Source organism: uncultured Marinobacter sp. (assembly GCF_963974375.1).
GTDB lineage: Bacteria > Pseudomonadota > Gammaproteobacteria > Pseudomonadales > Oleiphilaceae > Marinobacter.
Genome location: NZ_CAXBDN010000025.1, coordinates 1 through 25029 on the forward strand (window position 1 = coordinate 1; position 25029 = coordinate 25029).

Annotated in this window: 26 protein-coding genes; 10 read left to right on the forward strand and 16 right to left on the reverse strand. The window is 58.8% G+C overall.

Going from position 1 to position 25029, the window contains the following annotated elements:
* Nucleotides 1-15: 15 nt before the first annotated feature.
* The 10 genes from AAC035_RS03675 to AAC035_RS03720 form a co-directional block, all read right to left on the reverse strand.
* Nucleotides 16-558 carry a hypothetical protein gene (locus tag AAC035_RS03675; RefSeq protein ID WP_339800052.1) on the reverse strand — a complete coding sequence of 181 codons (543 nt, stop codon included), beginning with the start codon at nt 556-558 and terminating at the stop codon, nt 16-18.
* Nucleotides 558-1685 carry a radical SAM family heme chaperone HemW gene (gene hemW / locus AAC035_RS03680; protein ID WP_339800056.1) on the reverse strand — a complete coding sequence of 376 codons (1128 nt, stop codon included), beginning with the start codon at nt 1683-1685 and terminating at the stop codon, nt 558-560. Before hemW ends, AAC035_RS03675 begins: the two co-directional genes overlap by 1 nt.
* A 4-nt stretch (nt 1686-1689) precedes the next feature.
* A complete protein-coding gene (rdgB, locus tag AAC035_RS03685) occupies nt 1690-2307 on the reverse strand; it encodes an RdgB/HAM1 family non-canonical purine NTP pyrophosphatase (RefSeq protein WP_339800059.1) in 618 nt (205 codons plus the stop codon).
* Nucleotides 2308-2326: 19 nt separating this feature from the next.
* Nucleotides 2327-2776 (reverse strand): DUF4426 domain-containing protein, encoded by a 450-nt coding sequence (locus tag AAC035_RS03690; RefSeq protein ID WP_339800062.1) that lies wholly within the window; start codon nt 2774-2776, stop codon nt 2327-2329.
* Between the two features lie 2 nt (nt 2777-2778).
* Complete coding sequence (metW, locus tag AAC035_RS03695; protein ID WP_339800065.1) at nt 2779-3378, reverse strand: methionine biosynthesis protein MetW; 600 nt, start codon at nt 3376-3378, stop codon at nt 2779-2781.
* Nucleotides 3375-4523: a homoserine O-acetyltransferase gene (locus AAC035_RS03700; protein WP_339800067.1), complete on the reverse strand. Its 1149-nt coding sequence runs from the start codon at nt 4521-4523 to the stop codon at nt 3375-3377. Before AAC035_RS03700 ends, metW begins: the two co-directional genes overlap by 4 nt.
* 116 nt (nt 4524-4639) lie before the next feature.
* Entirely contained in the window at nt 4640-6604 is a 1965-nt protein-coding gene (locus tag AAC035_RS03705; RefSeq protein ID WP_339800070.1) for a dynamin family protein, read from the reverse strand.
* A gap of 164 nt (nt 6605-6768) precedes the next feature.
* Complete coding sequence (locus tag AAC035_RS03710; RefSeq protein ID WP_339800072.1) at nt 6769-7353, reverse strand: YggT family protein; 585 nt, start codon at nt 7351-7353, stop codon at nt 6769-6771.
* A 43-nt stretch (nt 7354-7396) separates the two neighbouring features.
* Nucleotides 7397-8236, reverse strand: a complete 840-nt coding sequence (gene proC / locus AAC035_RS03715; RefSeq protein ID WP_339800075.1) for a pyrroline-5-carboxylate reductase — start codon at nt 8234-8236, stop codon at nt 7397-7399.
* Nucleotides 8237-8297: 61 nt separating this feature from the next.
* On the reverse strand, nt 8298-8996 hold the full coding sequence (locus AAC035_RS03720; RefSeq protein WP_339800077.1) for a YggS family pyridoxal phosphate-dependent enzyme: 699 nt from the start codon (nt 8994-8996) through the stop codon (nt 8298-8300).
* Nucleotides 8997-9175: 179 nt separating this feature from the next.
* On the opposite strand from AAC035_RS03720, the gene AAC035_RS03725 reads away from it, so the two are divergent.
* Nucleotides 9176-10210 (forward strand): type IV pilus twitching motility protein PilT, encoded by a 1035-nt coding sequence (locus AAC035_RS03725; protein WP_339800079.1) that lies wholly within the window; start codon nt 9176-9178, stop codon nt 10208-10210.
* A 68-nt stretch (nt 10211-10278) separates the two neighbouring features.
* Entirely contained in the window at nt 10279-11400 is a 1122-nt protein-coding gene (locus tag AAC035_RS03730) for a PilT/PilU family type 4a pilus ATPase (RefSeq protein ID WP_339800081.1), read from the forward strand.
* Nucleotides 11401-11477: 77 nt separating this feature from the next.
* On the opposite strand, the gene AAC035_RS03735 is transcribed toward AAC035_RS03730, so the two are convergent.
* Nucleotides 11478-11843 (reverse strand): hypothetical protein, encoded by a 366-nt coding sequence (locus AAC035_RS03735; RefSeq protein ID WP_339800084.1) that lies wholly within the window; start codon nt 11841-11843, stop codon nt 11478-11480.
* A 208-nt stretch (nt 11844-12051) separates the two neighbouring features.
* Nucleotides 12052-14805 carry a DNA polymerase I gene (polA, locus tag AAC035_RS03740; RefSeq protein WP_339800086.1) on the reverse strand — a complete coding sequence of 918 codons (2754 nt, stop codon included), beginning with the start codon at nt 14803-14805 and terminating at the stop codon, nt 12052-12054.
* A 106-nt stretch (nt 14806-14911) separates the two neighbouring features.
* Here polA and AAC035_RS03745 point away from each other — a divergent pair, with 106 nt between their 5' ends.
* Nucleotides 14912-15259 (forward strand): DUF2782 domain-containing protein, encoded by a 348-nt coding sequence (locus AAC035_RS03745; protein ID WP_339800089.1) that lies wholly within the window; start codon nt 14912-14914, stop codon nt 15257-15259.
* A 103-nt stretch (nt 15260-15362) separates the two neighbouring features.
* On the opposite strand, the gene AAC035_RS03750 is transcribed toward AAC035_RS03745, so the two are convergent.
* Entirely contained in the window at nt 15363-15962 is a 600-nt protein-coding gene (locus tag AAC035_RS03750; RefSeq protein WP_339800092.1) for a hypothetical protein, read from the reverse strand.
* A gap of 348 nt (nt 15963-16310) precedes the next feature.
* Here AAC035_RS03750 and AAC035_RS03755 point away from each other — a divergent pair, with 348 nt between their 5' ends.
* Nucleotides 16311-16841 (forward strand): hypothetical protein, encoded by a 531-nt coding sequence (locus AAC035_RS03755; protein WP_339800094.1) that lies wholly within the window; start codon nt 16311-16313, stop codon nt 16839-16841.
* 84 nt (nt 16842-16925) lie between these two features.
* On the opposite strand, the gene AAC035_RS03760 is transcribed toward AAC035_RS03755, so the two are convergent.
* Together AAC035_RS03760 and pyrE are read right to left on the reverse strand one after the other, a co-directional pair.
* The gene (locus AAC035_RS03760; protein ID WP_339800097.1) at nt 16926-17579 is read right to left on the reverse strand and encodes a DUF4124 domain-containing protein; all 654 of its coding nucleotides are present in this window, start codon (nt 17577-17579) and stop codon (nt 16926-16928) included.
* Between the two features lie 112 nt (nt 17580-17691).
* A complete protein-coding gene (gene pyrE / locus AAC035_RS03765; RefSeq protein WP_339800100.1) occupies nt 17692-18330 on the reverse strand; it encodes an orotate phosphoribosyltransferase in 639 nt (212 codons plus the stop codon).
* An 82-nt stretch (nt 18331-18412) separates the two neighbouring features.
* On the opposite strand from pyrE, the gene AAC035_RS03770 reads away from it, so the two are divergent.
* Nucleotides 18413-19219 carry an exodeoxyribonuclease III gene (locus tag AAC035_RS03770; RefSeq protein WP_339800103.1) on the forward strand — a complete coding sequence of 269 codons (807 nt, stop codon included), beginning with the start codon at nt 18413-18415 and terminating at the stop codon, nt 19217-19219.
* A 57-nt stretch (nt 19220-19276) separates the two neighbouring features.
* On the opposite strand, the gene rph is transcribed toward AAC035_RS03770, so the two are convergent.
* Nucleotides 19277-19996, reverse strand: a complete 720-nt coding sequence (rph, locus tag AAC035_RS03775; protein ID WP_339800106.1) for a ribonuclease PH — start codon at nt 19994-19996, stop codon at nt 19277-19279.
* Between the two features lie 168 nt (nt 19997-20164).
* Here rph and AAC035_RS03780 point away from each other — a divergent pair, with 168 nt between their 5' ends.
* The 5 genes from AAC035_RS03780 (at nt 20165) to AAC035_RS03800 (ending at nt 24981) form a co-directional block, all read left to right on the forward strand.
* On the forward strand, nt 20165-21031 hold the full coding sequence (locus AAC035_RS03780) for a YicC/YloC family endoribonuclease (protein ID WP_339800109.1): 867 nt from the start codon (nt 20165-20167) through the stop codon (nt 21029-21031).
* A 142-nt stretch (nt 21032-21173) separates the two neighbouring features.
* The gene (gene gmk, locus AAC035_RS03785; protein WP_339800112.1) at nt 21174-21821 is read left to right on the forward strand and encodes a guanylate kinase; all 648 of its coding nucleotides are present in this window, start codon (nt 21174-21176) and stop codon (nt 21819-21821) included.
* A gap of 120 nt (nt 21822-21941) precedes the next feature.
* Nucleotides 21942-22154: a DNA-directed RNA polymerase subunit omega gene (rpoZ, locus tag AAC035_RS03790; RefSeq protein WP_339800115.1), complete on the forward strand. Its 213-nt coding sequence runs from the start codon at nt 21942-21944 to the stop codon at nt 22152-22154.
* Between the two features lie 216 nt (nt 22155-22370).
* A complete protein-coding gene (locus AAC035_RS03795) occupies nt 22371-24518 on the forward strand; it encodes a RelA/SpoT family protein (RefSeq protein ID WP_339800121.1) in 2148 nt (715 codons plus the stop codon).
* Between the two features lie 76 nt (nt 24519-24594).
* Nucleotides 24595-24981 (forward strand): RidA family protein, encoded by a 387-nt coding sequence (locus tag AAC035_RS03800; RefSeq protein ID WP_339800118.1) that lies wholly within the window; start codon nt 24595-24597, stop codon nt 24979-24981.
* The last annotated feature ends 48 nt before the right edge of the window (nt 24982-25029 follow it).

The following is a 25029-nucleotide window of genomic DNA, read 5'->3' on the forward strand; positions in this document are numbered from 1 at the left end:
TGTCAAGCTGCCAGCCTAAGGTTCGCTGGTCCCTCTGGGAACCAGCGGGTGGCGCCGGCTCGCGCGGATCAGGAACAGCCCTGCCGCGCCCAGCAGAAGTCCGGTGTAGCTGGCCAGGGTCATCATGGTGGCGGTCAGGCTCATGCTGTCGGTGGGCGGATTCAGGTTGTTCATCAGTGCCAGGTTTTCGACGGTGCTGGCAAGGCCGGCACCGATAAACAGACGTTTTACCCAGCGTCCTTCCTTCTGCTCCCGGACCCCGGGACGGTCTCTCATCAGGTAGTCAGTGAGCCGCACCAGCATGGTTGTATAGACAACGACCAACAAAAGGCCCGTCAGCAGGGAAGCGACAACCCAGCCGTGGCCCACGGTTCGCCAGCTGTCGAGAATTATCTGTGAACTTTCCGCTGTGGCTGCCAACTGGAAGCTGATCATGCCCTGGGGGGCATAAGGGGTCAGCAGGGGCTGGTTCAGGCCAAACTGAACGGCCAGCAGCGCCACCGTTGCTGCAATGAGCACCCCCAGTGCTACGTGCCGGGTCCCACCTGTGTCCGTCATCACAAGAAACGCTCCAGCAGGCTGTTCAGATATTGCTGCCCGAGCTCAGTTGCCTGCAGACGGCCCGGTTTCATTAGTTGTTCTTTCCGTAATGCTGAGAGTATTACAGCAATTCGGTCCAGTGGTAAACCGGTACGCTCCCGGAACAGGTCTTCGCTCACGCCTTCGGTCAGACGCAACGCATTCATCATGAACTCAAGACCCAGCTCTTCTGTTGTGATGGTCTGTCGTCCGGCGGTACGCGAGCCGATTCGGTTCAGGTAAGCATCGGGTTGACGGGTTTTCCAGTAACGCTGGATGGAGCCGTCGGCCATGCTGACCTTGCCGTGAGCCCCGGCGCCGAGAGCCAGATAATCGCCAAAGGTCCAGTAATTCAGATTGTGGCGCGAGGCTCTTCCGGGTTTGCTCCAGGCGGAGACCTCATAGGATGCAAAGCCATTCTGGTGCAGGTGATCCCGCCCGGCCTGATAGATATCCCACATGGCATCGTCGGAAGGCAGGCTCGGAGGCCGGCTGTAAAACTCGGTATTGGGTTCAAGGGTCAGCTGATACCAGGACAGATGCGGTGGCTGCCAGCGCAGGGCTGCCTCCAGGTCCATGACCGCTGTCTGCGGTGTCTGATCCGGCAGGCCGTGCATCAGGTCCAGGTTGAAATTATCAAAACCTGCGTTCAGTGCAGATTCAATGGCGCGGTGGGCGTCCTGTTCGTCGTGTATTCGCCCGAGGCGCTGCAATTGCTCGGGCTGGAAACTCTGGATGCCCAGTGACAGCCGGTTGATACCGGCGTCCCGGAATCCTTCGAAGCGTCCCTGTTCGATGGTGCCGGGGTTGGCTTCCAGCGTGATTTCAGCATCCGGGTGGAAGCTCAGGTAGCGGTTCAGCATGGCGAACAGCCGGTGGTAGAAATCCGGGCTCATCAGTGAGGGTGTGCCGCCACCAATAAACACCGTATCAATGGAGCGTTCCCGCACCAGGCTGAGGTCGGGCACCAGGTCTGCCTCAAGCGCATCCAGATAAGCCTGTTCCGGCAGCTCGCCCTGCTGGGCGTGGGAGTTGAAGTCACAATAGGGGCATTTGCGCACACACCAGGGAACGTGCACGTACAGACCGAGGGGAGGTTTGGGCATGGTGTCAGCCTGCCACCATGCCCCGGACATCAGCCAGACCGGATATCAGCTGCCGCAGAGCCTTGCCGCGGTGGCTGACACTGGCCTTCTGCGGGCGGGTCAGTTCCGCTGCACTGCAACCGAATTCCGGGGCGAAGAACACCGGATCATAGCCAAAGCCGCCGGCACCGGCAGGGCTTTCGAGAATACGTCCGGCCCACTGGCCATGGACAATCAATGGGGTCGGGTCATCGGCGTGGCGCAGATAGGCCAGAACGCAATGAAAGCGGGCACCGCGAGCCGCTTCCGGCACGCCGGCCAGCGCCCTGAGTAAAGCCTCAACATTGAGCTGATCGTTGGCATTTTCGCCGGCATAACGGGCGGAACGAACCCCGGGAGCGCCGTCAAGGAAATCCACAGACAGACCGGAGTCGTCCGCCAGCGCTGGCAACCCGGTTGCGCTGGCGGCATGACGGGCCTTGAGGATGGCGTTCTCCACAAAGGTAATGGCAGGCTCCTCGGCTTCGCTTACTCCCAGTTCGCGTTGCGCTACGGGCACGAGACCCAGCGGTGCCAGCAGCTCCGTGAACTCGTTGAGTTTGCCCTGATTGTTGCTGGCCAGTACCAGTGTGGTGGCTGCCACGGAACCTCCGGTTATGGAATCAGTCATTGAACAGGGTGTGGGAAAAGCGGACCGGCAGATCGCGGTCGTGACCACTGGGCCGGGCGTTGAGCTGGAAGACCATGAGCTCACCGGGGCGGTACTGGTACTCGCTGATAAAATACACCGAGTCCCCTTCCTGAATTCGCCGGAAGGCCAGAAACCGGGTCTGGCGTATCTCGTTCAGCACCTGTCCTTCAACCTGGCCCTGCACGGTTCGGATGTGTCCATTTTCATCCCGCTTCATCAGTGAAATGTTCACAATGCCAATGCTCCGGCTGCGCCGAAGATTGTTCTCTGCCGCCACTTCCGGTGTCAGGAAAGTGCTGGGAAAGACGCTGTAATGGATCTCGTAGTCGCCAAAACGCACAGACTGGGCGCTGGCCGTGATGCTCAGGGACCACAGGCAGGCCAGAGTGATCAGGCTGAACAGGATGGGTGTAAAACGCATGGTCAGTCTCCCCGGGTAATTCGGTAGATGGCAATCTGGCCGAGCATGTTGGGCCAGAGCCGGCTCAGCCAGCGGTCCTGATGATATCCGTCCACAACCGTGCGGTTAAGAATACGAAAACCTTTGTCATAACAGAGCGCTTCAAAATCCTTGAACGTGCACAAACGGATATTTGGTGTGTCGTACCATTTGTGGGGCAGGGTCTCCGATTCCGGCATCCGCCCGCGGCACATCAGTGACCAGCGTAACCGCCAGTACGCAAAGTTGGGGAAGGTCACTATGCCTTCCTTGCCCAGGCGCATCATTTCGTCCAGCACAATATCTGGCCGGCGCACCGCCTGCAGGGCCTGGGTCATCAGCACCACATCAAAGCTGGCATCGGCAAAGTTGGACAGGCCCTGGGTGTCAAGGTTCTGTTCGATTACCGCAACACCCTTCGCCATGCAACTGGTGATGTGATCCATATTGATCTCAAGGCCAAACCCGGTGGCCTGGCGTTGGTTCTGCAGGAAGTCGAGCAGGGTGCCGTCACCGCAGCCCAGGTCCAGAACGTGGCTTCCCGGTTTGATCCATTGCTGGATAATATCGAGATCGGCTCTCATTGGCCCACCTCCCGGGCAACCCGGCCCATATAGGCGGTGAACACCTCGGTGTACCGTGGCGTTGGAATCAGAAACGCATCGTGTCCCCAGGGCGCGTCAATCTCGACGTAACTGACCTTGCGCTGGGCGGCTATCATGGCGTCAACCAGTTCCCGGGAACGGGCCGGTGTAAAACGCCAGTCGGTGCTGAAGGACAACACCAGGAATTCACAGCTTGCCGCCGTCATGGCTTTGGCCAGGTCGTTGCCGGCGTCGTAGGCCGGATCAAAATAGTCGAGCGCACGGGTCATCAACAGATAGGTATTGGCGTCAAAGGACTCGGAAAAACGCTCGCCCTGATAACGCAGGTAGCTCTCAACCTGGAATTCGGCATCGTAGCCAAACTGGTAGGCCTGATCCCTCAGCTCCCGGCCGAACTTCTCCCCCATGGAGGCATCGGACAGGTAGGTGATATGTCCCACCATACGGGCCAGCATCAGGCCATTGCGGGGCAGGGTGTCATGCTCATGGTAGCGGCCACCATGAAAGTCCGCATCGGAGGTAATCGCACGGCGGGCCACTTCGTTGAAGGCAATGTTCTGGGCGCTCAGCCGGGGTGTGGATGCAATGACCACCGCATGGCGCAGCCGGTCCGGATAGCTCAGGCTCCACTGCAGTGCCTGCATGCCACCCAGGGAGCCGCCTACCACCGCAGCCCAGCATTCGATACCAAGCTGATCGGCCAGCATGGCCTGACTGTGCACCCAGTCTTTCACGGTGATGACCGGGAAATCGGGGCCGTAGGGCTGGCCGGTCTCAGGGTTGGTAGATGTGGGACCGGTGCTGCCATGGCAGCCACCCAGATTGTTCAGACTGACCACGAAGAAGCGATTGGTGTCGATGGGTTTGCCGGGGCCGATGCAGGTGTCCCACCAGCCGGGCTTACGGTCTTCCATGCTGTGGTAACCGGCTGCATGGTGATGACCGCTCAGGGCGTGGCAGATAAGCACCGCGTTAGAGTGGCTCTCGTTCAGGGTGCCGTAGGTTTCGATCACCAGATCCCAGTTGGGCAGTGTCTGACCGCAGGCCAGAGTCAGCGGCTGGTCGAAGTGTAGGGTCCGGGGGGCGACCAGGCCCACAGAGTCCGGGGGCAGGGAGTCTGGCATCGAAGCAACAGGATCCTCGGTTGATCAGCGTCTCGCGGGTCGGCACCTGCAGGTGCCGACGTAGGCCCTGCAGTTTAAAGGCCGCCCCCGGCGGCTGCAACCGCCATCAGGGACCTTCAGGCGATTCCGGAGATATTAACCACCTTTTGTTGCATCATTGTGGGTGCCGGGCGGCGGATCTGGCGTTGCATGGCATCGGCCAGCTCCAGCTGGCGGCGCAGATCGGTGATGCTGTTGGCCAGCCGATCGCGCTGGGACTTGCTGTCCCGATCGTTGCGGGCCATGTCGCGAATTCGTCGCACCTGGTGTTCCAGCAGCTGTTTCTGCTCCATGGAGTATTGCATGATCGGCAGCAATGCCTCTCCCGGCCAGCGCTCAACGTCACGGCGTACCCGGTCATGCAGGGTGCGGGCCTCACTGACCATGACATTGAAGAAACGACGGATCAGTTGATTCTGTTCCCGCAGCAGATTGCCCGGTGCATGACGAAAGCGATCTGCTTTCTTGCGCAATTCGCGAAGGGCAATGACATGGCGTCCCGCCCGCAGCGGAATCGGCTCCAGGTGCCGGGCCCGGCTGTCCTGGTTGTAGCGGCGATAGATGGCTTCCACCATACGTTCCGCCAGACGGCCTTCAGCCATCAGGTTCTGCAGGTCACTTTCGAGCAATTCAAAGAAGTGGTTCATGGCCCGGCTCATGCCTGCGGTGGTCCAGCTCTTGGTCATCATGCGGCGGACGCCGTCAGCATGAGTTTCAAACCGGGCGGAGCTGACCATATCGGAAAGTATTTCGCCCTGGGACTGCATCAGCCGGCGGCTGGAGCGAAGTGTGATCAGCTTGCGGTAATAAAAGTCGTAATCGGTCTGGGCGCGGTCGGCCAGGCGTCGCAGGGCTTCCCGGTCGATGGTGCCGCCGGCACAGGCCTGGAGTTCCTCTTCAAGTCCGCCCAGGCGGGCCTGCATGGCGGCCTGACTGTTTTGCAGCATGCCCAGCAGGTCATTGATCAGGCTGTGGGTGATCAGTTCTTCCTTGTGGCGCAGGATCCGGCCGATGAGCAGCCGCTCCAGCTCGGGCAGGGCGCTGCGCTCCAACAGGGTATTGTCCTGACGGGCCCGGGCGGTGAGCCCCTGTTTTGCCGACACCGGGATTACATCATCCAGCTTCAGGCCCAGCTGATCCGCGGTATAACGGCGGATACGCTGAATGCTCTCTTCTACCTGCCCGGGCGGCTTGAGCTCATCCCAGAGGGTGTCGATCTTGTTGAGTACGGCAAAACGACCGGCACGATGATCAGCATTGTCGGTGTCAATGTGATCGGTCCAGATGGCCATGTCACTGGCTGTGACCCCGGTATCGGCGCTTAACATGAACAGAATGGCGTGAGCCGATGGCAGCAGGCTGACGGTCAGTTCGGGCTCAGAGCCCAACGCGTTCAGGCCAGGAGTATCGATAATGCGCAAGCCCCGCTCGAACATGGGGTGTCGGATGCTGATTCGGGCACAGCGCCACATGGGAATCAGCACCTGGCCCGGCTGGCTGCGGTCCGGCTCCAGCATGGCATCGCTAAACCCGAGAACTCTGGCCTGGTTGGGGCTGACACTCTGGACCCGGGCCACCTCCGCGAGCACCTCTCGCATCATGTCCGGGTCCCGTTCGTCCAGCTCATGGCGGGTCCAGCGTTCCGGGTGTCTGCGTAATTGCTGCAGGGAGAGGTCGCCTTCCCGGGTTTCGATGGGAAGCAGCTGCAGATAATTGGTGTTGGAGGCCCGGTCAAAGAACAGTTCGGTGGGGCACATGGTGGTGCGGCCAGCCTCCGACGGCAGCATCCGCTGGCCGTATTCCGCGAAAAACAGAGCGTTGATCAGCTCGGTCTTGCCCCGGGAATATTCGCCGACAAACGCGATGGTCAGTTCGTCTTCGATCAGCAGTTCGACGCCGTTACGGATGCGCTCGCTGATATCGTCGGAATACAGGTTGTTGTCCTGCAGCCACAGACGATAGCGGCTGATCTGGCGGATGAGTTCCTTCTTCCACTGGTGATACGCTTCAACCTGGTGCGCCAGGATCGCTGGTCCGTTCATGCTGTAGCCCTGAATTGCCCGGGATTGCCATGGGCCATGCCTCCATGCGGAGGGCGTAAGTGAGCCCCGAAGAGCTCACTGCCTGTTACAAGATAACGCAAAATTAATCTTGGGGTATTACTTTGCAGGGTATGTCGATTCAGTTGCGGGGTCTGTTAATCCTGTCACATTGCCAGGCCGAGTGCTGAAAGTCCGGCCGCTTGCCCCATGTGCTGAAGCATCACAATGACCACATTGAGCACCAGGAACACCACAATGGGTGACAGATCCAGTCCGCCCAGTGAGGGAATGATGTTGCGGATGGGGCGCATCACCGGTTCGGTTATCTGAGCGACCAGGCGAATGGCGGGATGATTGCTCTGTGGTGCCACCCAGCTGACGACGACCACCGCAATCACCGACCAGAAGTAGATTCGCGCAATCAGCAGCAGCACACTGATGACCGACCAGCTCAGCAGAGTGATCGGATTGATGGCCGGCAGGCCGCCGGTGATGGCCATCAGGATCAGTATGAAGGTGATGGCCTGGATCAGCACCGCCAGCACCAGCGCTGCTCCGTCGATACCGCCCCAGCCGGGGATGACCCGTCGCAACGGGCGCAGCAGCGGATTGGTAGCCTTGACCGTGAACTGGGATATCGGGTTATAGAAGTCTGCCCGGGCCAGCTGCAGCAAAAAGCGCAACAGCACGATGGTCAGATAGAAGGTTGAAACAATCTGCAGGATGGTGATGACAATCTGCGCCAGCATGTAGCCATGTCTCCGTGGTTATACGTAATGGTTGGGCCCGATCTCAGCCCGGGTTTTTGCCTGCAAGTTCGCTGGCCATTTCCCGGGAACGCTTCAGGGCCGCTGCGAATGCATCCTTGACCAGCGGCCGCAGGCCGCCATCCTCGAAACACTGGATGGCTCGCTCGGTGGTTCCGCCCGGGGACATCACATTGCGTTTTAGTTGTGCGGGGTCCTGATCGCTGCGGGCGGCCATTTCCGCGGCACCGGCCATGGTCTGGATGGCCAGCTCCCGGGCATTCCCGGGAGCAACACCCGCTTCCGTTGCGGCTGCCTCCAGAGCTTCCAGCATCAGGAAAAAGTAGGCCGGTCCGCTGCCGGAAAGCGCTGTTACTGCGTGCAGCTGATCTTCACTCTCCAGCCAGACGGCTTTGCCAACGCTGTTGAAAATAGTTTCCGTTGTTGCCTTCTGTTCGTCGGAAACGGCAGCATTGGCATACAGGCCAGCGGCGCCCTTGCCCACCAGTGATGGCGTGTTGGGCATGACCCGGATCAGCGGAAGCCCGCCACCAAGCCATTGGTCGAGGGTGTCAGCGCCCAGTCCGGCAGCTATGGAAACGACCAGTGGACGTGTGTTCTGAACCAGTGGTGCAATGTCGCGGCAGACATCCGCCATGATCTGCGGTTTGACGGCGAGAATCACCACATCACCCTGCTGTGCACAGTAACGGTTGTCGCTGGTTACGCTGACGCCAAACCGTTTGCGAAGGGTCTCCAGATGCTCGTCGTCCGGCGCGCTGGCCCAGATGCTGGCGGCCTGGATTCCGCTATCCAGCATGCCGCCGATGATGGCGCTGGCCATATTGCCAGCGCCGATAAAGGATATGGTCGGTGAAGTGGTCACTGTTTACTCCGCAATACAAAGAGTTGATGCCGGGATGATAACAGTAATCCGGTCCCGGAGTTTACCGTTGCCGCTCGCCAAACAGGGCGGTGCCCACGCGTACCCAGGAGGCCCCTTCGGCAATGGCCACCTCAAGATCGGAAGACATGCCCATCGAGAGGGTGTCGAGGGGCGCCTCGATCCCCGGTTGCCGGCGCAGCTCGGCCAGAGCTTCGGCCAGTCGGTGAAAACTGAGCCTCAGATTCTCCTCACTCTGATCCGGGTCAGGAATGGCCATCAGCCCCCGCAGACAGATATTCGGCAGCGAGCTGACCGCCGTCGCCAGTTGTGGCAATTCGGACAGTAAACACCCGGCTTTGCTGTCCTCATTATCAATATTGACCTGCAGGCAGATGTTCAGGGGGGGGCGGTGCGCCTCTCGCTGCTCGCTCAGCCGGCGGGCGATTTTGAGTCGGTCAACGCTGTGGACCCAGTCAAAATTCTCGGCAATCGGTCGCGTTTTGTTGGACTGAATGGGGCCGATAAAGTGCCACTGCAAACCGTGCACATCTCCCAATTCTCCGATTTTGTCGAGTGCTTCCTGCAGGTAGTTTTCGCCGAAGGCGTGCTGTCCGGCAGCCGCCGCCTCCCGGATTTCCGCCGCCGGCCGGGTTTTGCTGACCGCAAGCAGGGCGACGCTGCCAGCGGGGCGTCCCGCCGACTCTGTTGCTTTTTGTATGCGTCGGGTTACGCTCCGGATGTTGTCTGCTATGCTGCTCATGGTGTTTGTCTGGCCGTTGATGAATCTGGCTGTATCCGCAAGACACGTTACCCGCAGGTTGCTGAAAAGCCAAGCTGGAACGATCAGGTGGCAGGGCCGGGTGCTGATCGGGCGTGGCGCCGGACAGCCGGGCCGGAGCACCGGGCCAGGGATATAAGAATAGCCTTCCGAGGAACCCTATGGATATTACTGAACTGCTGGCGTTTTCCGCCAAACAGGGCGCATCTGACCTGCATCTTTCCGCCGGTCTCCCCCCGATGATTCGTGTTGACGGTGATGTTCGTCGCATCAACCTCCCGCCCATGGAGCATAAAGAAGTCCACGGACTGATTTATGACATCATGAATGACAAGCAGCGGAAGGATTACGAGGAGTTTCTGGAAACAGACTTTTCGTTCGAGGTTCCGGGTGTTGCCCGTTTCCGGGTCAATGCCTTCAATCAGAATCGTGGCGCGGGTGCGGTGTTCCGGACCATTCCCTCGAAAGTACTGACCATGGAAGATCTGGGCATGGGGCAGGTCTTCAAGGACGTGTCCTCGGTGCCCCGTGGTCTGGTTCTGGTGACAGGGCCAACCGGTTCCGGCAAGTCCACCACCCTGGCAGCCATGCTCGATTATATAAATGACACCCGTTACGAGCATGTCCTCACCATTGAAGACCCCATTGAATTTGTTCACGAGTCCAAGAAGTGCCTGGTGAACCAGCGTGAAGTCCATCGTGACACCCTGGGTTTTAACGAAGCGCTGCGCTCGGCCCTGCGGGAAGATCCGGACATCATTCTGGTGGGCGAGCTGCGGGATCTGGAAACCATACGGCTGGCGCTGACCGCAGCGGAAACCGGGCACCTGGTGTTCGGCACCCTGCACACCACCTCGGCGGCCAAGACCATTGACCGGGTTGTGGACGTATTCCCGGCCGAGGAAAAGTCCATGGTCCGCTCGATGTTGTCGGAATCCCTGCAGGCGGTGGTGTCCCAGACCCTGATGAAAAAAATGGGCGGGGGCCGTATCGCAGCTCACGAAATCATGATCGGCACCGCAGCAATCCGCAACCTGATCCGCGAAGATAAGGTGGCCCAGATGTACTCGGCGATCCAGACGGGCGGCCAGCTGGGTATGCAGACACTGGATCAGTGCATGCAGCGCATGCTGCAAAAAGGCCTGATCAGTCGCGAGGCGGCGCGGGCCAAGGCCAAGATTCCTGACAATTTCTGAACAAGGCACGGGCCGGGTTTTGCCGGTCCGTGCTGCATAAACGATGTGCTGACGCTGGAAGTGAAATCATGGAATTCGACAAATTGCTTCGACTGATGGTCGAAAAAGGCGGTTCTGACCTGTTTATCACCGCAGGTGTGCCGCCAAGCATGAAGGTCAATGGCAAGGTGTTGCCGGTCACCAAGAGCGCTCTGACGCCTGAACAGACCCGTGAGTTTGTGTATGGCTCGATGAATGAGAAGCAGCGCGCGGAATTTGAGGAAAGCCACGAATGTAACTTTGCCATCAGTGCACGGGGCATCGGGCGGTTCCGGGTGAGTGCTTTTTTCCAGCGTAATCTCTGTGGCATGGTGCTGCGGCGGATTGAAGTGAAGATTCCCCAGATAGACGAACTCAGTCTGCCGGAAGTGGTCAAGGATCTGGCCATGACCAAGCGCGGCCTGATCATCTTTGTGGGCGCGACCGGCACCGGCAAGTCCACCTCGCTGGCCGCCATGCTGGGGCACCGCAACCGCAACAGCCGTGGCCACATCATTTCTATTGAAGACCCCATCGAATTCGTTCACCAGCATCAGGGTTGCATCGTTACCCAGCGGGAAGTGGGCATTGATACCGAAAGCTTTGAGGTCGCACTGAAGAACACCCTGCGACAGGCGCCGGACGTAATTCTTATCGGTGAGGTCCGAACCCGTGAAACCATGCAGTATGCGGTGCAGTTTGCCGAAACCGGTCACCTTTGTCTTGCCACCCTGCACGCCAACAACGCCAACCAGGCGCTGGACAGGATCATTCAGTTCTTCAACCCTGATCAGCATCACCAGACCTGGATGGATCTCTCGCTGAACCTCAAGGCCATTGTGGCCCAGCAACTGATTCCGACGCCGGATGGCAAGGGACGGCGGGCAGTTATTGAAGTGTTGATCAACACTCCACTGGTGGCGGACCTGATCCGCAAAGGGGAAGTACACAAGATCAAGGAGTTGATGGCCAAGTCCACGGAATCCGGAATGCAGACCTTCGATCAGGCCCTGTATCAGTTGTACTCTGAAGGTGGCATCACCTATGAGGATGCCATTGCCCACGCCGATTCGGCCAACGACCTGCGTCTGATGATCAAGCTGGGTACCGATGCCCAGAGTGCTGACAAGCTGTCATCTACCGTCGACAAACTCTCGATCCAGAGCGACTGAGCAGGCGTTCGCCGCTCTCCGGAGCTGCCCACATGGAATTGTGAGCAGCTCTGGTCGTCCCGTCTTGCTCCGTCCGTTTATACCGTAATGGTCTGCCCCCGATAGGTAATGGTCTTTACGGGCCTGTCCCCGGGGTTTTCTGGCGGGCTGCTGTTACGGTCGGCGAGGGTCTGGCCTCGCAGCGTCTTCGCCGTATTACCTGATTCCGCTTCAGATGAATAAACCTTGAGACCCGGGACCTGCTCCTGAAGCGTGCGCCAGGTGCGCCCCAGGCTGGCCGACCGGGATTTACCCGCGTAGCTGGCCAGTCGCTGTTCCAGGGCCTCATCGGTGAGGTGCAGTTTGACGCCAAACTCCATTTGGATCAGCTTGCGGCACTGGTGCACCAGCTTCAGTGTCGAAGGATCAAACAGCCAACTGCGTTCGGTTGCCGGAGATGTCATGAAGCTGCCTCGCATGGGACCTACTTGAGTATTGGTTTCGGATGTACCATGCGAGAAGTATGCCGTCGAAAGCGCCAGTGACTAAACAGCGATTACCCGTGTTGGCAGGGAATCCGATTTGAAAACAAGGGCTTCTGTTGTTCAGGTGGTCGCTCACTTCTGGTGCGATGAGTTTGTCGGCGCACCAGAAGTGAGCGTTCAGGGTCCCTCAGTGGGCTTCGTCCCAGTTGTTGCCGGTGCCGGTTTCCACCAGCAAAGGCACATCAAGAGTAGCGGCGGCTGACATCCGCTTCTCAAGACCTTCGCGAACCTTTTCCACCGCTGCCGGGCGCACTTCGAGGACGAGTTCATCATGTACCTGCATGATCACCCGGGCATCGTCGGGGTGCGCCTGCAGCAGCCAGTTGTCGACTTCCACCATGGCCCGTTTGATGATGTCCGCTGCCGTACCCTGCATGGGGGCGTTGATGGCCGTGCGCTCTGCGGCCTGTTGCATCTGCTTGTTGCGGGCATTGATCTCCGGCAGGTAAAGCCGGCGGCCCGCCAGGGTTTCGACATAGCCATCATCGTGAGCCTGGCGCCGGATCCGGTCCATGTAGGCCAGAACGCCGGGGTAACGCTCGAAGTAGCGATCAATGTAGTTCTGGGCCACCTTCCGTTCCACCTCCAGTTGCCGCGCCAGCCCGAAGGCGGACATGCCGTAGATCAGGCCAAAGTTGATGGCTTTGGCGCTGCGGCGCTGGTCCGGGCTGACCTCCTCTACGGACACACCAAATACCTCGGCGGCGGTGGCCCGGTGAATGTCCTCGCCACGGGAAAATGCATCCCGCAAGCCTGTGTCGCCTGACAGATGAGCCATGATGCGCAGCTCGATCTGCGAGTAGTCGGCTGCCATGATGATAAACCCTTCCGGTGCCACGAAGGCCTGGCGAATCCGCCGGCCCTGCTCGGTGCGGATCGGGATGTTCTGCAGGTTGGGTTCCGACGAGGACAGTCGCCCGGTGGCCGTTACCGCCTGATGGTAAGACGTGTGTACCCTGCCGGTCCGGTGGCTGATCAGGTCGGGCAGGGTATCGGTATAGGTGGACTTGAGCTTGCTGAGGCTGCGGTGCTCAAGAATCAGTCTGGGCAGCGCGTGCTCGTGGGCCAGTTCCTGCAACACCGGTTCGGCGGTAGAGGGGGCACCTTTGGGCGTTTTCCTGACCACCGGGAGTCCCATCTTGTCGTAAAAAATGGCCTGCAACTGTTTGGGAGAACCCAGGTTGAAGACTTCGCCGGCTTCCTGGTGCGCCTCTTTTTCCAGTTCAGCCATGCGCTCTGCCAGCTCCTGGCTGTGCTGACGTAGTGTGGAAGCGTTGATCAGAACACCGCGCTGCTCAATGCGAGAGAGTATCGGCACCAGCGGCAGATCGATGTCCTCGTAAACGGACCTGAGGCGCCCCGTCGCCTCCAGCAGCGGGCGCAGCACCTGGTGCAGGCGCAGGGTGATATCCGCGTCTTCGGCGGCATAGGGCCCGGCCTGCTCAAGGTCCACCTGATTGAAGGTGAGCTGTTTGGCGCCTTTACCGGCGACGGATTCGAAACTGGTGGTTTGCTCGCCCAGATATTTCAGGGCCAGGCTGTCCATATCGTGGCGGGTGGCGGTGGAGTTCAGGACGTAGGACTCCAGCATGGTGTCTTCGGCTATGCCCCGCAGTTCGATACCGTGGTTGGCCAGCACATTCATGTCGTACTTCAGGTTTTGCCCGACCTTGCGAAGACTGGCGTCTTCCAGCAGCGGTTTCAGCAGGGCCAGTGCTTCATCCCGGTCCAGCTGTTCCGGGGCGCCCATATAATCGTGGGCAAGTGGCAGATAGGCGGCCTCCCCGGGGGTCACGGCAAAAGAAACACCGACGATTTCTGCCTCGCTGTAGCGCAGGCTGGTGGTTTCGGTATCGAAGGCAAACAGTTGTGACTGCCTGAGCCGGTCTATCCACAGCTCCAGTTCGGCCTGCTCCAGAATTACCTGGTAGTTGCGCTCAAGGGCCTTGTGATTAGCGGGGTCAGTCTCCGGGCCGGAATGAGCCGGGTTCGATGATGGCTCGTCAGTGGCAGACGTCGCTGGCCCGGAGTACTCGGCGATCCAGGATTTGAATTCGTATTCCCGGAAGAGTTCAAGCAGTTGCACGCGGTCTTCCGGTGCCGGACGAACCTCGCCGATACCAAACTCCAGCTCGACATTGGTGCGGATGGTGGCCAGCTCCCGGCTCAGGGGCAGGTGGTCCAGGGCTTCGCGGAAGTTGTCGCCAATCTTGCCGCCGATTTCACCGGCGTGTGCCATGAGGTTGTCCAGGGTCTTGTACTGGGTCAGCCATTTGACGGCGGTTTTGGGGCCACACTTGCTGACGCCGGGGATGTTGTCGACGCTGTCGCCCACCAGCGCCAGGTAATCCACAATCTGCTCCGGGGCAATACCGAATTTTTCGATGACACCGTCCCGGTCCATCCGGGTTTCGGTCATGGTATTGATCAGGGTGACGTGGTCGCTCACCAGTTGCGCCATGTCCTTGTCACCGGTGGAGATCACCACATCGACGCCTTTTGCGGTCGCCTCGGTGGCCAGGGTGCCAATCACATCATCGGCTTCAACGTCGGGGATGATCAGCAGGGGCAGGCCCATGGCGCGCACTATCTGGTGAATAGGTTCAATCTGGGTTGCCAGATCCTCCGGCATGGGCGGCCGGTTGGCCTTGTAGGCCTCGTACAGATCGTTGCGGAAGGTTTTGCCCTTGGCATCAAAAACCACAACGACCTTTGATCCAGGGAAGTCCTGCTCGAGACGCCGCAGCATACTGATGACACCCTTGATGGCACCGGTGGGCTGGCCCTTGCTGGTGGTCAGCGGAGGCAGCGCGTGGAATGCCCGGAACAGGTACGAAGAGCCATCTACCAGAACAACGGGAGGCATTTTCTGCTGATTCATGTCAAAAAGGATCCGGAATCTGATTGAAGGTTAACAAAGCCTGTGCAACGCTTTCAGAGTCAGCCATCCGGCGGTTGCGGTGGCGCCATCAGCAACAGAGGTTATCATGAAACTACGTCGGTTCTCCGCATTGGCGGGTCTTGCGGTTTTCGCATGGGCGTTTGCTGTGCAGGCCGCGGATGACCGTCGCGCCCTTGACCGTCCTGTCGACCAGCCGCAGGAGCCGGTGGTCATTCCGGAATACCAGCCAGATGCATCTGACTCGGAAATTGTGATCCGGCCGGGTGAGAATGAGGTTTTCTATGAATATCGGGTGAACGGCGAACTGCGGGAGATAAAGGTTGTTCCGAACCGGGGGCCCGCGTACTACCTGGTGCCGGCGGATGGTGGCGGCTGGATCCGGGAGGACCGATCCACCTTGCTGATCCCGAGCTGGGTGATCTTTCGGTGGTAATCCGGCAACGGCAGAAAGGTAAAGCCGGTAGCTTACACGGCCGAGAACAAGCTGCGCCCCATCCATGTTGGGGCGCAGCATTGTCAGATCAGATCAGATCAGATCAGATCAGATCAACCGGAACGGGCTCCGAACGCTGGCTTTCAAGGCCTTCGCTGTCAAGGGTGCTGACTGAAAACTCGTAGGCACCGGTTTCAAAGTCATCCAGTTTCAATCGATTTGCATCCGGTCCTTCAAGCTCGATGGTCCTGAAGTGCTTCTGATGCCGAAGCCGGAAATACACCTTGTAGCCACTGATTTCGCCAGGAAACAGCTTGCTGCCGTCTTCCCGGGTCAGCGGGCTGTCCCACTGCAGGGTGGGGCGTTCAACAAATACCGGGTCAGCCACCAGCGGCGTCTCGGCCTCATCGGAACGATCTGCAAGGGCATCCTGTGGTTGACTGGCAGTGTCTTCAGCCGGGTTTTGGGAATTTGCCGGACTGTTACTTCCTCCGTTGATGGGCGACTGTTGCGGCTGCTCTGGTTCGTGCTGGTCGTCCGATGATGCACTGGTCTGTTCTGTCTCGTTGGTGCTCTGGGTATTTCCTCCGGACAGTGCACGGGAGATATTGGAGTCGCCTCGACACCCGGTCAGGGCTATGAGGGTGATCAGGAGTAATGCCAGCGGCCAATGTCTGGCGTGTTGCTGTGCCGAAAAAGTCATAGGTTTCCTCGTCGGACAATCGTTGGTACGGATAAGTCTCGCAGGTCGGGTAAAACACGTTGGGGGTCGGCCACCCCAGGGCCACAGCTCTCTGAAATTTCCCTATCTCTTTGCTTTTTCGAGCGTCCGATTATGGCGAAAACCTTGGCGGTCTCAAGTGACGAAAACGTAAATTGCAGGGTGGTTCACTTTGAGGTGACCTGAGAATCCAGGGGTGTTTCTAGTGTGATTACTCTAATTTGTGCGGATATGATCTGTTCAGAGTCAGCGGTAAGGCGCCGGGCCGGAACCATTAGCAAGGCGCCTTCAGGACCGAAATCAATAGAGACTACGACAGGAGATAGCCCCATGGGTAAGCTTAAATCATGGCAGGAACAGATTCAGGACATGGTCGAAAAGGGCATTAATGCGGCCGAGGACAGCCAGAAAAAACTGGCCGAGCGCCCTTTCCATTACGCCGAGAAGCTTGAAAAGGAAGTTCGTGAATACAGCGTCAAAGGCTTGCGCAAGCGTTACTACGGCGCCAGTGGTGCGGTATTTGAGCAGTTGCGGACGCTGAATACCCAGGTTGGCAGCTTTGCCGCTGATCTGGTCGCCAAGCTTGAGCGTGAAACCCGCGAAACAACGGGTGCAGTCAGCAAGGCTTCCAGTAATGCTGCAAAAGAAGTGTCAAAAGCTGCGGACAAATCCGCCAAAGACGTGTCCAGTGCTGCCCGTTCAGCCAACAAGGAAGTGTCTTCAGCGGCTAAAACCGCCAGCAAGGAAGTATCATCAAAAGCTGAGTCTGTCAGCAAAGCCGTTACCGGTGACAAGCCGGTCAGCAAGGCAAAAAGCACCACCAGCGACAAGACCAGCACTGACAAGACTGCCAGCGCCTGATTGGCGGGTTGTGCACTGCGAAAGGCTGTCTGCGGACGGCCTTTTTTTATGTGGAAACGAGTGATGCCTGTAACTTGCTGGCGGCTATTGCTGGCTTTCGTCGCGGTTGGGGGTCAGCGGTAGTGTGCGTTCGCGGCCGGTTATTTCTTCGAGGCGGATAATGTCTTCAAGATAGGCTTCGCGAATGGTGCGAATGTCCGTATTCTGGGCTGCAATCTCCCGTTCGATATCGTCAATCTGGGCCTGCAGACGGTCAATGCGTTGCAACGTCGCGTCCGGAATTTCACGACCGGCACGTTCCAGGTCCGCCGCCCGGGACTGTTCATTGTCCAGCTGCGAGACAATCACTGATATATTGCCGCGCTTGAGTTGATTCAGGCCTTCCAGTTCCCGGATCTTGCGGTGCATGGCGCGGACGGCTTCGTCCGGATGGCTGAATCTCAGGAGCAGCGCACGGTCAAGTTCCTGCTGGCGGGCAGCGTCCAGCTCGCGCTGTTCGGCCGCTTCCCGGGCAGCAATTTCTTCCGCTGTCGGGGCCGGGGCGACCCGTTCGATCACCCGGCCCTGGGCATTGAGAATTTCGTAGCCGCGGACAGAGGCTTCCTGGGGCACGGTGTTGCTGATCACCATCTGGCCATTATCGTCCTGATAGCGGTACATGCGGGCGTCTGCAACGCCGCTTGCCAGTGTCAGAACGACGGCAATCAGAGGGGGGATGAGTCGCTGAGTCAGTGCCATATATGAAAACCGTACAGGGCTGGGTCAGTATGTTCTGTCTGCAAGCATACCAGAAGGTGACAGTTCGCGAAGTGCCGGTTTCACAACATCGGTTGTTTGCAGTGGCAGAAGGTCAGACGCCAAATTCCGCCCGGTAGCGGGCCACGGCTTCGGCATGGCTTTCGAAGCCTGGCCGGCTCTGCAGATAGTGCAGTACCTGTTCCAGGCGGATGATGCTGACCACGGGGATGCCAAAGGAGTCTTCCACCTCCTGAATGGCGGATTGCGCGCCTTTACCGCGCTCCTGGCGGTCGAGGGCGATCAGGACGCCGGCGGGCGTGGCGCCTGCGGCCTTGATCAGGTCCATGGACTCGCGGATGGCGGTGCCTGCGGTGATGACATCATCGATAATGAGGACCCTGCCTGCCAGCGGAGCGCCAACGATATTTCCGCCTTCGCCATGATCCTTGGCTTCCTTGCGGTTGAACGCCCAGGGGCGGTTGTCACCCTGGTTGGCAAGGGTCATGGCGGTAGTGGTTGCCAGCGGTATGCCCTTATAGGCAGGCCCGAAAATGATGTCATACTCCAGCCCGCTCCGGGACAGTGCCGCAGCGTAGGCCTGACCCAGGCGGAGCAGGTCATCGCCGGTGTTGAACAGGCCGGCGTTGAAGAAGTAGGGACTGGTGCGTCCGGACTTCAGGGTGAATTCACCGAACTTAAGAACATTCCGGTGAATGGCAAACTCAATGAATTCGTGCTGGTAGTCATGCATGGCAAGGCTTCTGGCAGGATCTGGTTCTTTCAAAAACGTGTAAAAACGGTATCATACACACAAACCGAATCAGGGAATACGTATGCGTGTAGTATCTGTCAGCGTCAACGGCCTCGAACAGGCTATTGAAAAGGGCTTCTTTGACTGGATTTCGGGTCAGGATGCTGACGTGATCTGCGTTCAGGATCATCGCATGAGGGCCTATGAGATTGAAGACCGAGGCCTTGTCCCTGAGGGCTATGAAGCCTACTTTATCGACGGTGAAAAAAACGAGGATGGTGGTGTGGGCATCTATACCCGCCATTTCCCGAAAGCCATCATGTACGGTTTCGCCAACGAACAGGCAGACCGTGAGGGTCGCTTTCTGCAGGCGGACTTTGACAAGGTCAGCGTGGCCTGTGTGCTGGCACCCTGCGCCCTGGGGCGGGAAGACGAATTGCTGGGCGAAGACGATCTGACCGTGCTTGACCACAAGGATGCATTTCTTGAAGGGTTTGGTTTGCACATCCAGAAAACCCTGCGCAAACGGCGTCAGTTCATCTTTTGTGCAAACCTGCAGACCGCTCACCATGTCACCGACGCCAGTCCGGTCTATCACCAGCTTGATGTTTCCGGTTTCCTGCCTCACGAGCGGGCGTGGCTTGACCGCCTGATCGATGAGCAGGGCACCATTGATGCGTTCCGCGAGGTTAACAAGCAGAGCAACCAGTTTACCTGGTGGCCGGAATGGGACGGCGGTGAGCGCAAGAACGTCGGTATCCGTGTGGACTACCAGTTACTGACGCCGGGTATCCGGAAAACCATCCGCGATGGCTGGATAGACGACGCCACCCGTTTCTCGGATCACGCCCCGCTGATCATGGACTATGACATCGACATCAGCTTCTGACGCCGTGAGCGATGTTGCGTGGCAACGAGAGCTGCCATGCAACATCGCGTAAACGCGCTAGCCCGCGTTCAGGGCCGCTTTCTGGATTTCAAACAGCGACGCAATGCCTGATTTTGCCAGCGCCAGCATGCTGTCGAGTTCGTCCTGCACGAACGGCGCCGCTTCAGCGGTGCCCTGAATCTCAATGAAACCACCCTGATCGGTCATGATGACATTCATGTCGGTCTCGGCCTCGGAATCCTCCGGGTAGTCCAGGTCCACGACCGGCGTGCCACGGTATACACCCACCGACACCGCCGCCACCATCTGCTTTAACGGTGACTGTTTCAGGCGACCTTCCTTGACCAGATGATTCAGTGCGTCCACCAGGGCGACACAGCCACCAGTGATGGCGGCTGTGCGGGTGCCGCCGTCGGCCTGGATGACGTCACAGTCAATGGTAATGGAGTGTTCGCCGAGGGCGCTCAAGTCAACCGCTGCCCGCAGCGAGCGACCAATCAGGCGCTGGATCTCGACGGTACGGCCACCCTGTTTGCCGCGGGCGGCTTCGCGTCCCATCCGGCTGCCGGTAGAGCGGGGCAACATGCCGTATTCGGCCGTTATCCAGCCCTTGCCTTCGCCCCGCAGAAACGGCGGAACCTTGTTTTCCACCGAGGCAGTGCAGATCACCCGGGTGTCACCGAACTCCACCAGAACCGAGCCTTCAGCGTGGCGGGTAAAGTGGCGGGTGATTCTGACGTCTCTTGGTTGTTCCGGCGATCTTCCGCTGGGTCTCATAGGTGCATCCTGAGTGTCTGTAAGATGAGTAAGGTGACGACTGTGTCGCCCGAGGTTTGAAGGTCGCGTAGTATAGCATGGGGGCCGGCAGGCTGCTGACTCGCCTGGGGCAGGGGTCGCTGTTAGACTGAGGCACTTGAAAACCGTTTGACAGCCCTTGGAGAGACCATGATCCGTAGCATGACGGCGTTTGCCCGCCAGGAAACTCAGGCGGACTGGGGGACGGTGACCTGTGAGATTCGCACCGTCAATCATCGTTACCTGGAACCCTCGTTCCGGTTGCCGGAAGCTCTGCGGGAGCTGGAGAACGATTTTCGCGACCATCTGCGGCGAACACTGGGGCGGGGCAAGGTGGATGTGGGCATCCGGCTGCAGCAGAATGAAGCGGCTGGCAGCGGGCTGTCTATCAATGACCGTATTGCCGGCGAGCTGAACGATGCCGTCAATTACGTCAACCGGCTGCTGGACAATCCTGCCCATATCAGCGCCCTGGAGATTCTCCGCTGGCCGGGCGTTCTTGACCAGCAGGAGCCGGATCTGACACCGGTCCGGGGCGCCGCGAAAGAGCTGTTCCAGCGCACCGTTGCCGAACTGGTATCGGTACGTGAGCGGGAAGGTGAGCGCCTGCGGCCGTTGTTCGATGAGCGCCTGCAGACCATCAATGATCTGGTGGCTGGGGTGCGCAGCCGAATGCCGGAGCTGTTGCAGCAGCAGGACCAGAACCTGCGGGAACGTTTTCGCAAGGCGCAGGTAGAGCTGGATCCCGAGCGGCTGTCCCAGGAAATGGTGATGCAGGCCCAGAAGGCGGATGTGGCTGAAGAGCTCGACCGGCTCGATGCGCACATCCGGGAGGTGCAGGAAACCCTGCAGCGGGATGAGGCCGTTGGCCGGCGTCTTGATTTTCTGATGCAGGAGCTGAACCGTGAGGCCAATACCCTCAGCAGCAAGTCAATCGATGCTGCAGTAACCCGCACGGCGGTCGATCTCAAGGTGTTGATTGAACAAATGCGAGAACAGGTGCAGAACCTCGAATAACAGCGGGTGTGCGTCCGGCGCCGGAATCCGTATAATTGCGCACTCTTTGAACGGGCTCCGGTCAGTGGCCCGATGATTCTGAACCTTGTCGGTGCTGATTGCGGCACCCGGCAGGCGGCACTTCCGGAGTATCTCAGGTGTTATGACTCAGCCCGTCGAAACAGGCACTCTGTACGTGATTTCGGCACCTTCCGGAGCTGGCAAGACCAGCCTGGTGGGCGCCATGCTCAAGCGCGATGCCAGACTTGGGGTTTCGGTATCGCACACCACCCGACCCATTCGTCCGGGTGAGCAGGATGGTGTCAATTATCACTTTGTGCCCCGTGAGGCTTTCGAGGCAATGATCGGCAGGGGAGAGTTCCTCGAGCATGCTGATGTTTTCGGAAACTACTACGGTACCTCCCAGGTGTGGGTGGGGCAGACCCTCGCCAGGGGTCAGGATGTGATTCTGGAAATTGACTGGCAGGGGGCAGCCCAGATCCGTCGATTGATGCCCGGTTGTGTCAGCATCTTTATCGTGCCGCCTTCCTTTGCGGCACTGCAGGAACGCCTGACCGGCCGCGGTACCGATGCGCCAGAGGTGGTTGCGCGCCGGTTGAAGGAGGCCGCCGAGGAATGCAGCCATGCCCTGGAATTTGATTTCCTGGTGGTTAATGACGATTTTGACCATGCCCTCACAGAACTGCTCGCTATAGTCGCCGCCCAGCGGTTGCGAATGAAAGTTCAGGAAGTGCGTCATGCCGGGCTTCTGTCGGAGTTGATGGGCGCTGTACCTGACGATAACCAGTGAGTCATCAGTGTGTACAATATGACCGGTTGGCGCTAAACTATGCGGTCTTTCGAGCCCTGCCCGATTTCATGGCAGGCTTACTGAATCTATCAGAATCTGTAATTCACAGTCGGGGAAGTTATGGCACGAGTCACCGTTGAAGATTGCCTGGAACACGTCGATAACCGCTTTCAGCTGGTTATGCTGGCCACCAAACGCGCTCGCCAGATCGCGACCAAGGGCTATGAGCCCCTGGTTCCCGAAGAAAACGACAAGCCGACAGTCATCGCCCTGCGGGAAATCGCAGCAGGAAAAATCAGCCGCGATCTGCTGAAAGAGGTCGATGACGAGTAAGTTATTACTGTTAATGGCGTAAATGGCCATTGATATCTGCCCCGATGGATTTATAGTGGAAGCAAGGGTGCCCGAACAGGGGGCATGCTTTCCCGGCGGGGTGATGGAAGAACCCGAATGTTCGCATTCGGGTTTTTTTGTCTCTGCGGCCAGCAATGAGGTCAAAGCTACAGATGGCCAGTTGAAAAGAGAAACGGAGGCGCGGTGTCGGAAGCGGTGATTGACGAAACATCAGTTGAGGATCTGGCAGGTCAGCTCAGCAGCTATCTTGACCGTGGTCGCGTCAATCAGGTGCGAAGGGCCTACTATTACGCCGAACAGGCCCACGAGGGCCAGATGCGCCGCAGTGGCGAGCGCTATATTACCCACCCGCTTGCGGTGGCCGGCATTCTTGCGGATATGCGCCTCGACCACCAGAGCCTGATGGCGGCCATGCTGCACGACGTCATTGAAGATACCGGTATTCCGAAAGACGCGCTCAATGAGCAATTCGGAGAGTCTGTTGCGGATCTGGTGGATGGTGTCAGCAAACTGACCCAGATCGAATTCCGCTCCCGCGCCGAGGCACAGGCCGAGAACTTCCAGAAAATGACGCTGGCGATGGCCCGGGATATCCGCGTTATCATCGTCAAGCTGGCGGACCGGCTCCATAACATGCGTACCCTCGGTCCCATGCCCTATGAGAAGCGCAAACGGATCGCCACCGAAACGCTTGATATCTATGCTCCCATTGCCAACCGGCTGGGTATGCACCGGGTCTGTACCGAGTTGGAGGATCTGGGTTTTTCAGCGCTTTACCCGATGCGCTCCCGCTATATCACCCAGGCCATCAACAAACTGCGTGGCAGTCACCGGGAAATCATTGATGAAATCCGCGGCCGGCTTGAGGAAAAGCTGACTGAACGGGGCCTGCCCGGGCGCATTCTTGGTCGTGAGAAACACCTGAATTCGATCTACAACAAGATGAAGTTCCGGCACAAATCCTTTCATGAAATCATGGATGTATACGCCTTCCGTATCGTCACCGACACGGAAGATGACTGCTATCGGATTCTTGGCGCCATGCACAGCCTTTATAAGCCTTTGCCTGGCCGCTTCAAGGATTACATTGCCATGCCCAAGGCCAATGGCTATCAGTCCCTGCACACCACCTTGTTTGGTATGCATGTGAACATTGAAATCCAGATCCGTACCGAGGAAATGGAGCAGATTGCCAACGATGGTATTGCTGCCCACTGGATGTACAAGCACGAGCAGTCGCCGGTGACCGCCGTCAATCAGAAACGGGTTGACCGCTGGGTCAAGGGCCTGATGGAAATGCGGGAACGGGCAGACGACTCTCTGGAATTTATCGAGCACGTCAAAACCGATCTGTTCCCCGATGAAATCTATGTGTTCACGCCGAAAGGAAAAATACTGGAATTGCCCTCCGGCGCCACACCGGTGGATTTCGCCTACACCATCCACACCGATATCGGTAATGCCTGTGTTGCCTGCCGCATCAATCGCAATCTGGCCTCCCTGAGCCAGCCCCTGCAGAGCGGCCAGACCGTAGAGATCATTACCGCGCCCGGGGCCCGGCCCAATCCCGCCTGGCTGAGCTTTGTGGCCACCGGCAAGGCCCGCAGCAGCATCCGTCACGCCTTGAAGCTGCAACAGCACACAGAGTCACTGGCACTGGGTAAAACCCTGCTGAAGAAGTCTCTCAACGGATTTTCACAAAAACTGTCAGGCCTCAGCCAGAGTCAGATTGATGCCGTGGTGCAGCATAACCAGGTATCCAGTTTTGATGATCTGCTGTGCGAGATCGGGCTGGGTAACCGCATGGCCTACCTGATTGCCCGCCAGCTGGTGGCCGGCGACCTGGGGTCGGAAAGCACGTCGGTGGATCTGGGGCAGTTGCAACCGGACCCGCAAACCAATGCTGTTACCATACGCGGCACGGAGGGACTTCTGGTCCGATTTGCCAGTTGTTGCAAGCCCATACCGGGGGACCCCGTGGTGGGGGTTATGGATTCAGGCCGGGGCCTGCTGATCCACAGCGATACCTGCAAGCGACTGCCAGAAGGCTCGGAAGACCGGGCACAGCTGACCCACCTCAAGTGGGCAAAAGACATAGCTGATGAGTTCTCGGTGGAGCTGAGGGTGGAGCTGGAGCGTCAGCGCGGGGTCATCGCCGAACTGGCCGGCGCGGTGGCCATGGCCGATGGCAACATCGAGCGGATCAATGTGGAAGAGCAGAATGCGCGGCTCAGTATTGTCAACGTGGTACTGCACGTGAATGGCCGCAAGCATCTTGCCCGTGTGATGCGCCGGATCCGTAACATCCGTGCCGTGACTCACATCAGCCGGATACGGCACTGAGCCCCGGGCCCGGGTTGACAGGTGGCAGCCACGGGCGTCAGCATTGCGATTTAACAGCAACTCGGGAATTGAGCCAATGAGTAACAAATCCATTATCCAGACCGATGATGCCCCCCAGGCAATCGGTACCTACTCCCAGGCGGTCAAAGCGGGGGACACCGTCTACCTGTCTGGCCAGATTCCCCTGGATCCTGCCACTATGGAAGTGGTAGCCGGTGATTTCGCGGTCCAGACCCGGCAGGTTTTTCAGAACCTGAAGGCCGTTTGCGAGGCTGCCGGTGGCGATCTGCAGGACATTGTCAAACTCAATATCTACATGACCGACCTGGCCAATTTCGCCACTGTCAATGAGGTCATGGCCACCTGTTTCCAGGAGCCCTATCCGGCCCGGGCGGCTATCGAAGTGTCTGCCCTGCCCAAGGGCGTACCGGTGGAAATGGACGCAGTAATGGTCCTGAGCTGAGACCGCCGGGAGTCACTCCGGCAGGGTACTAACGGGGCGGATGCGCAG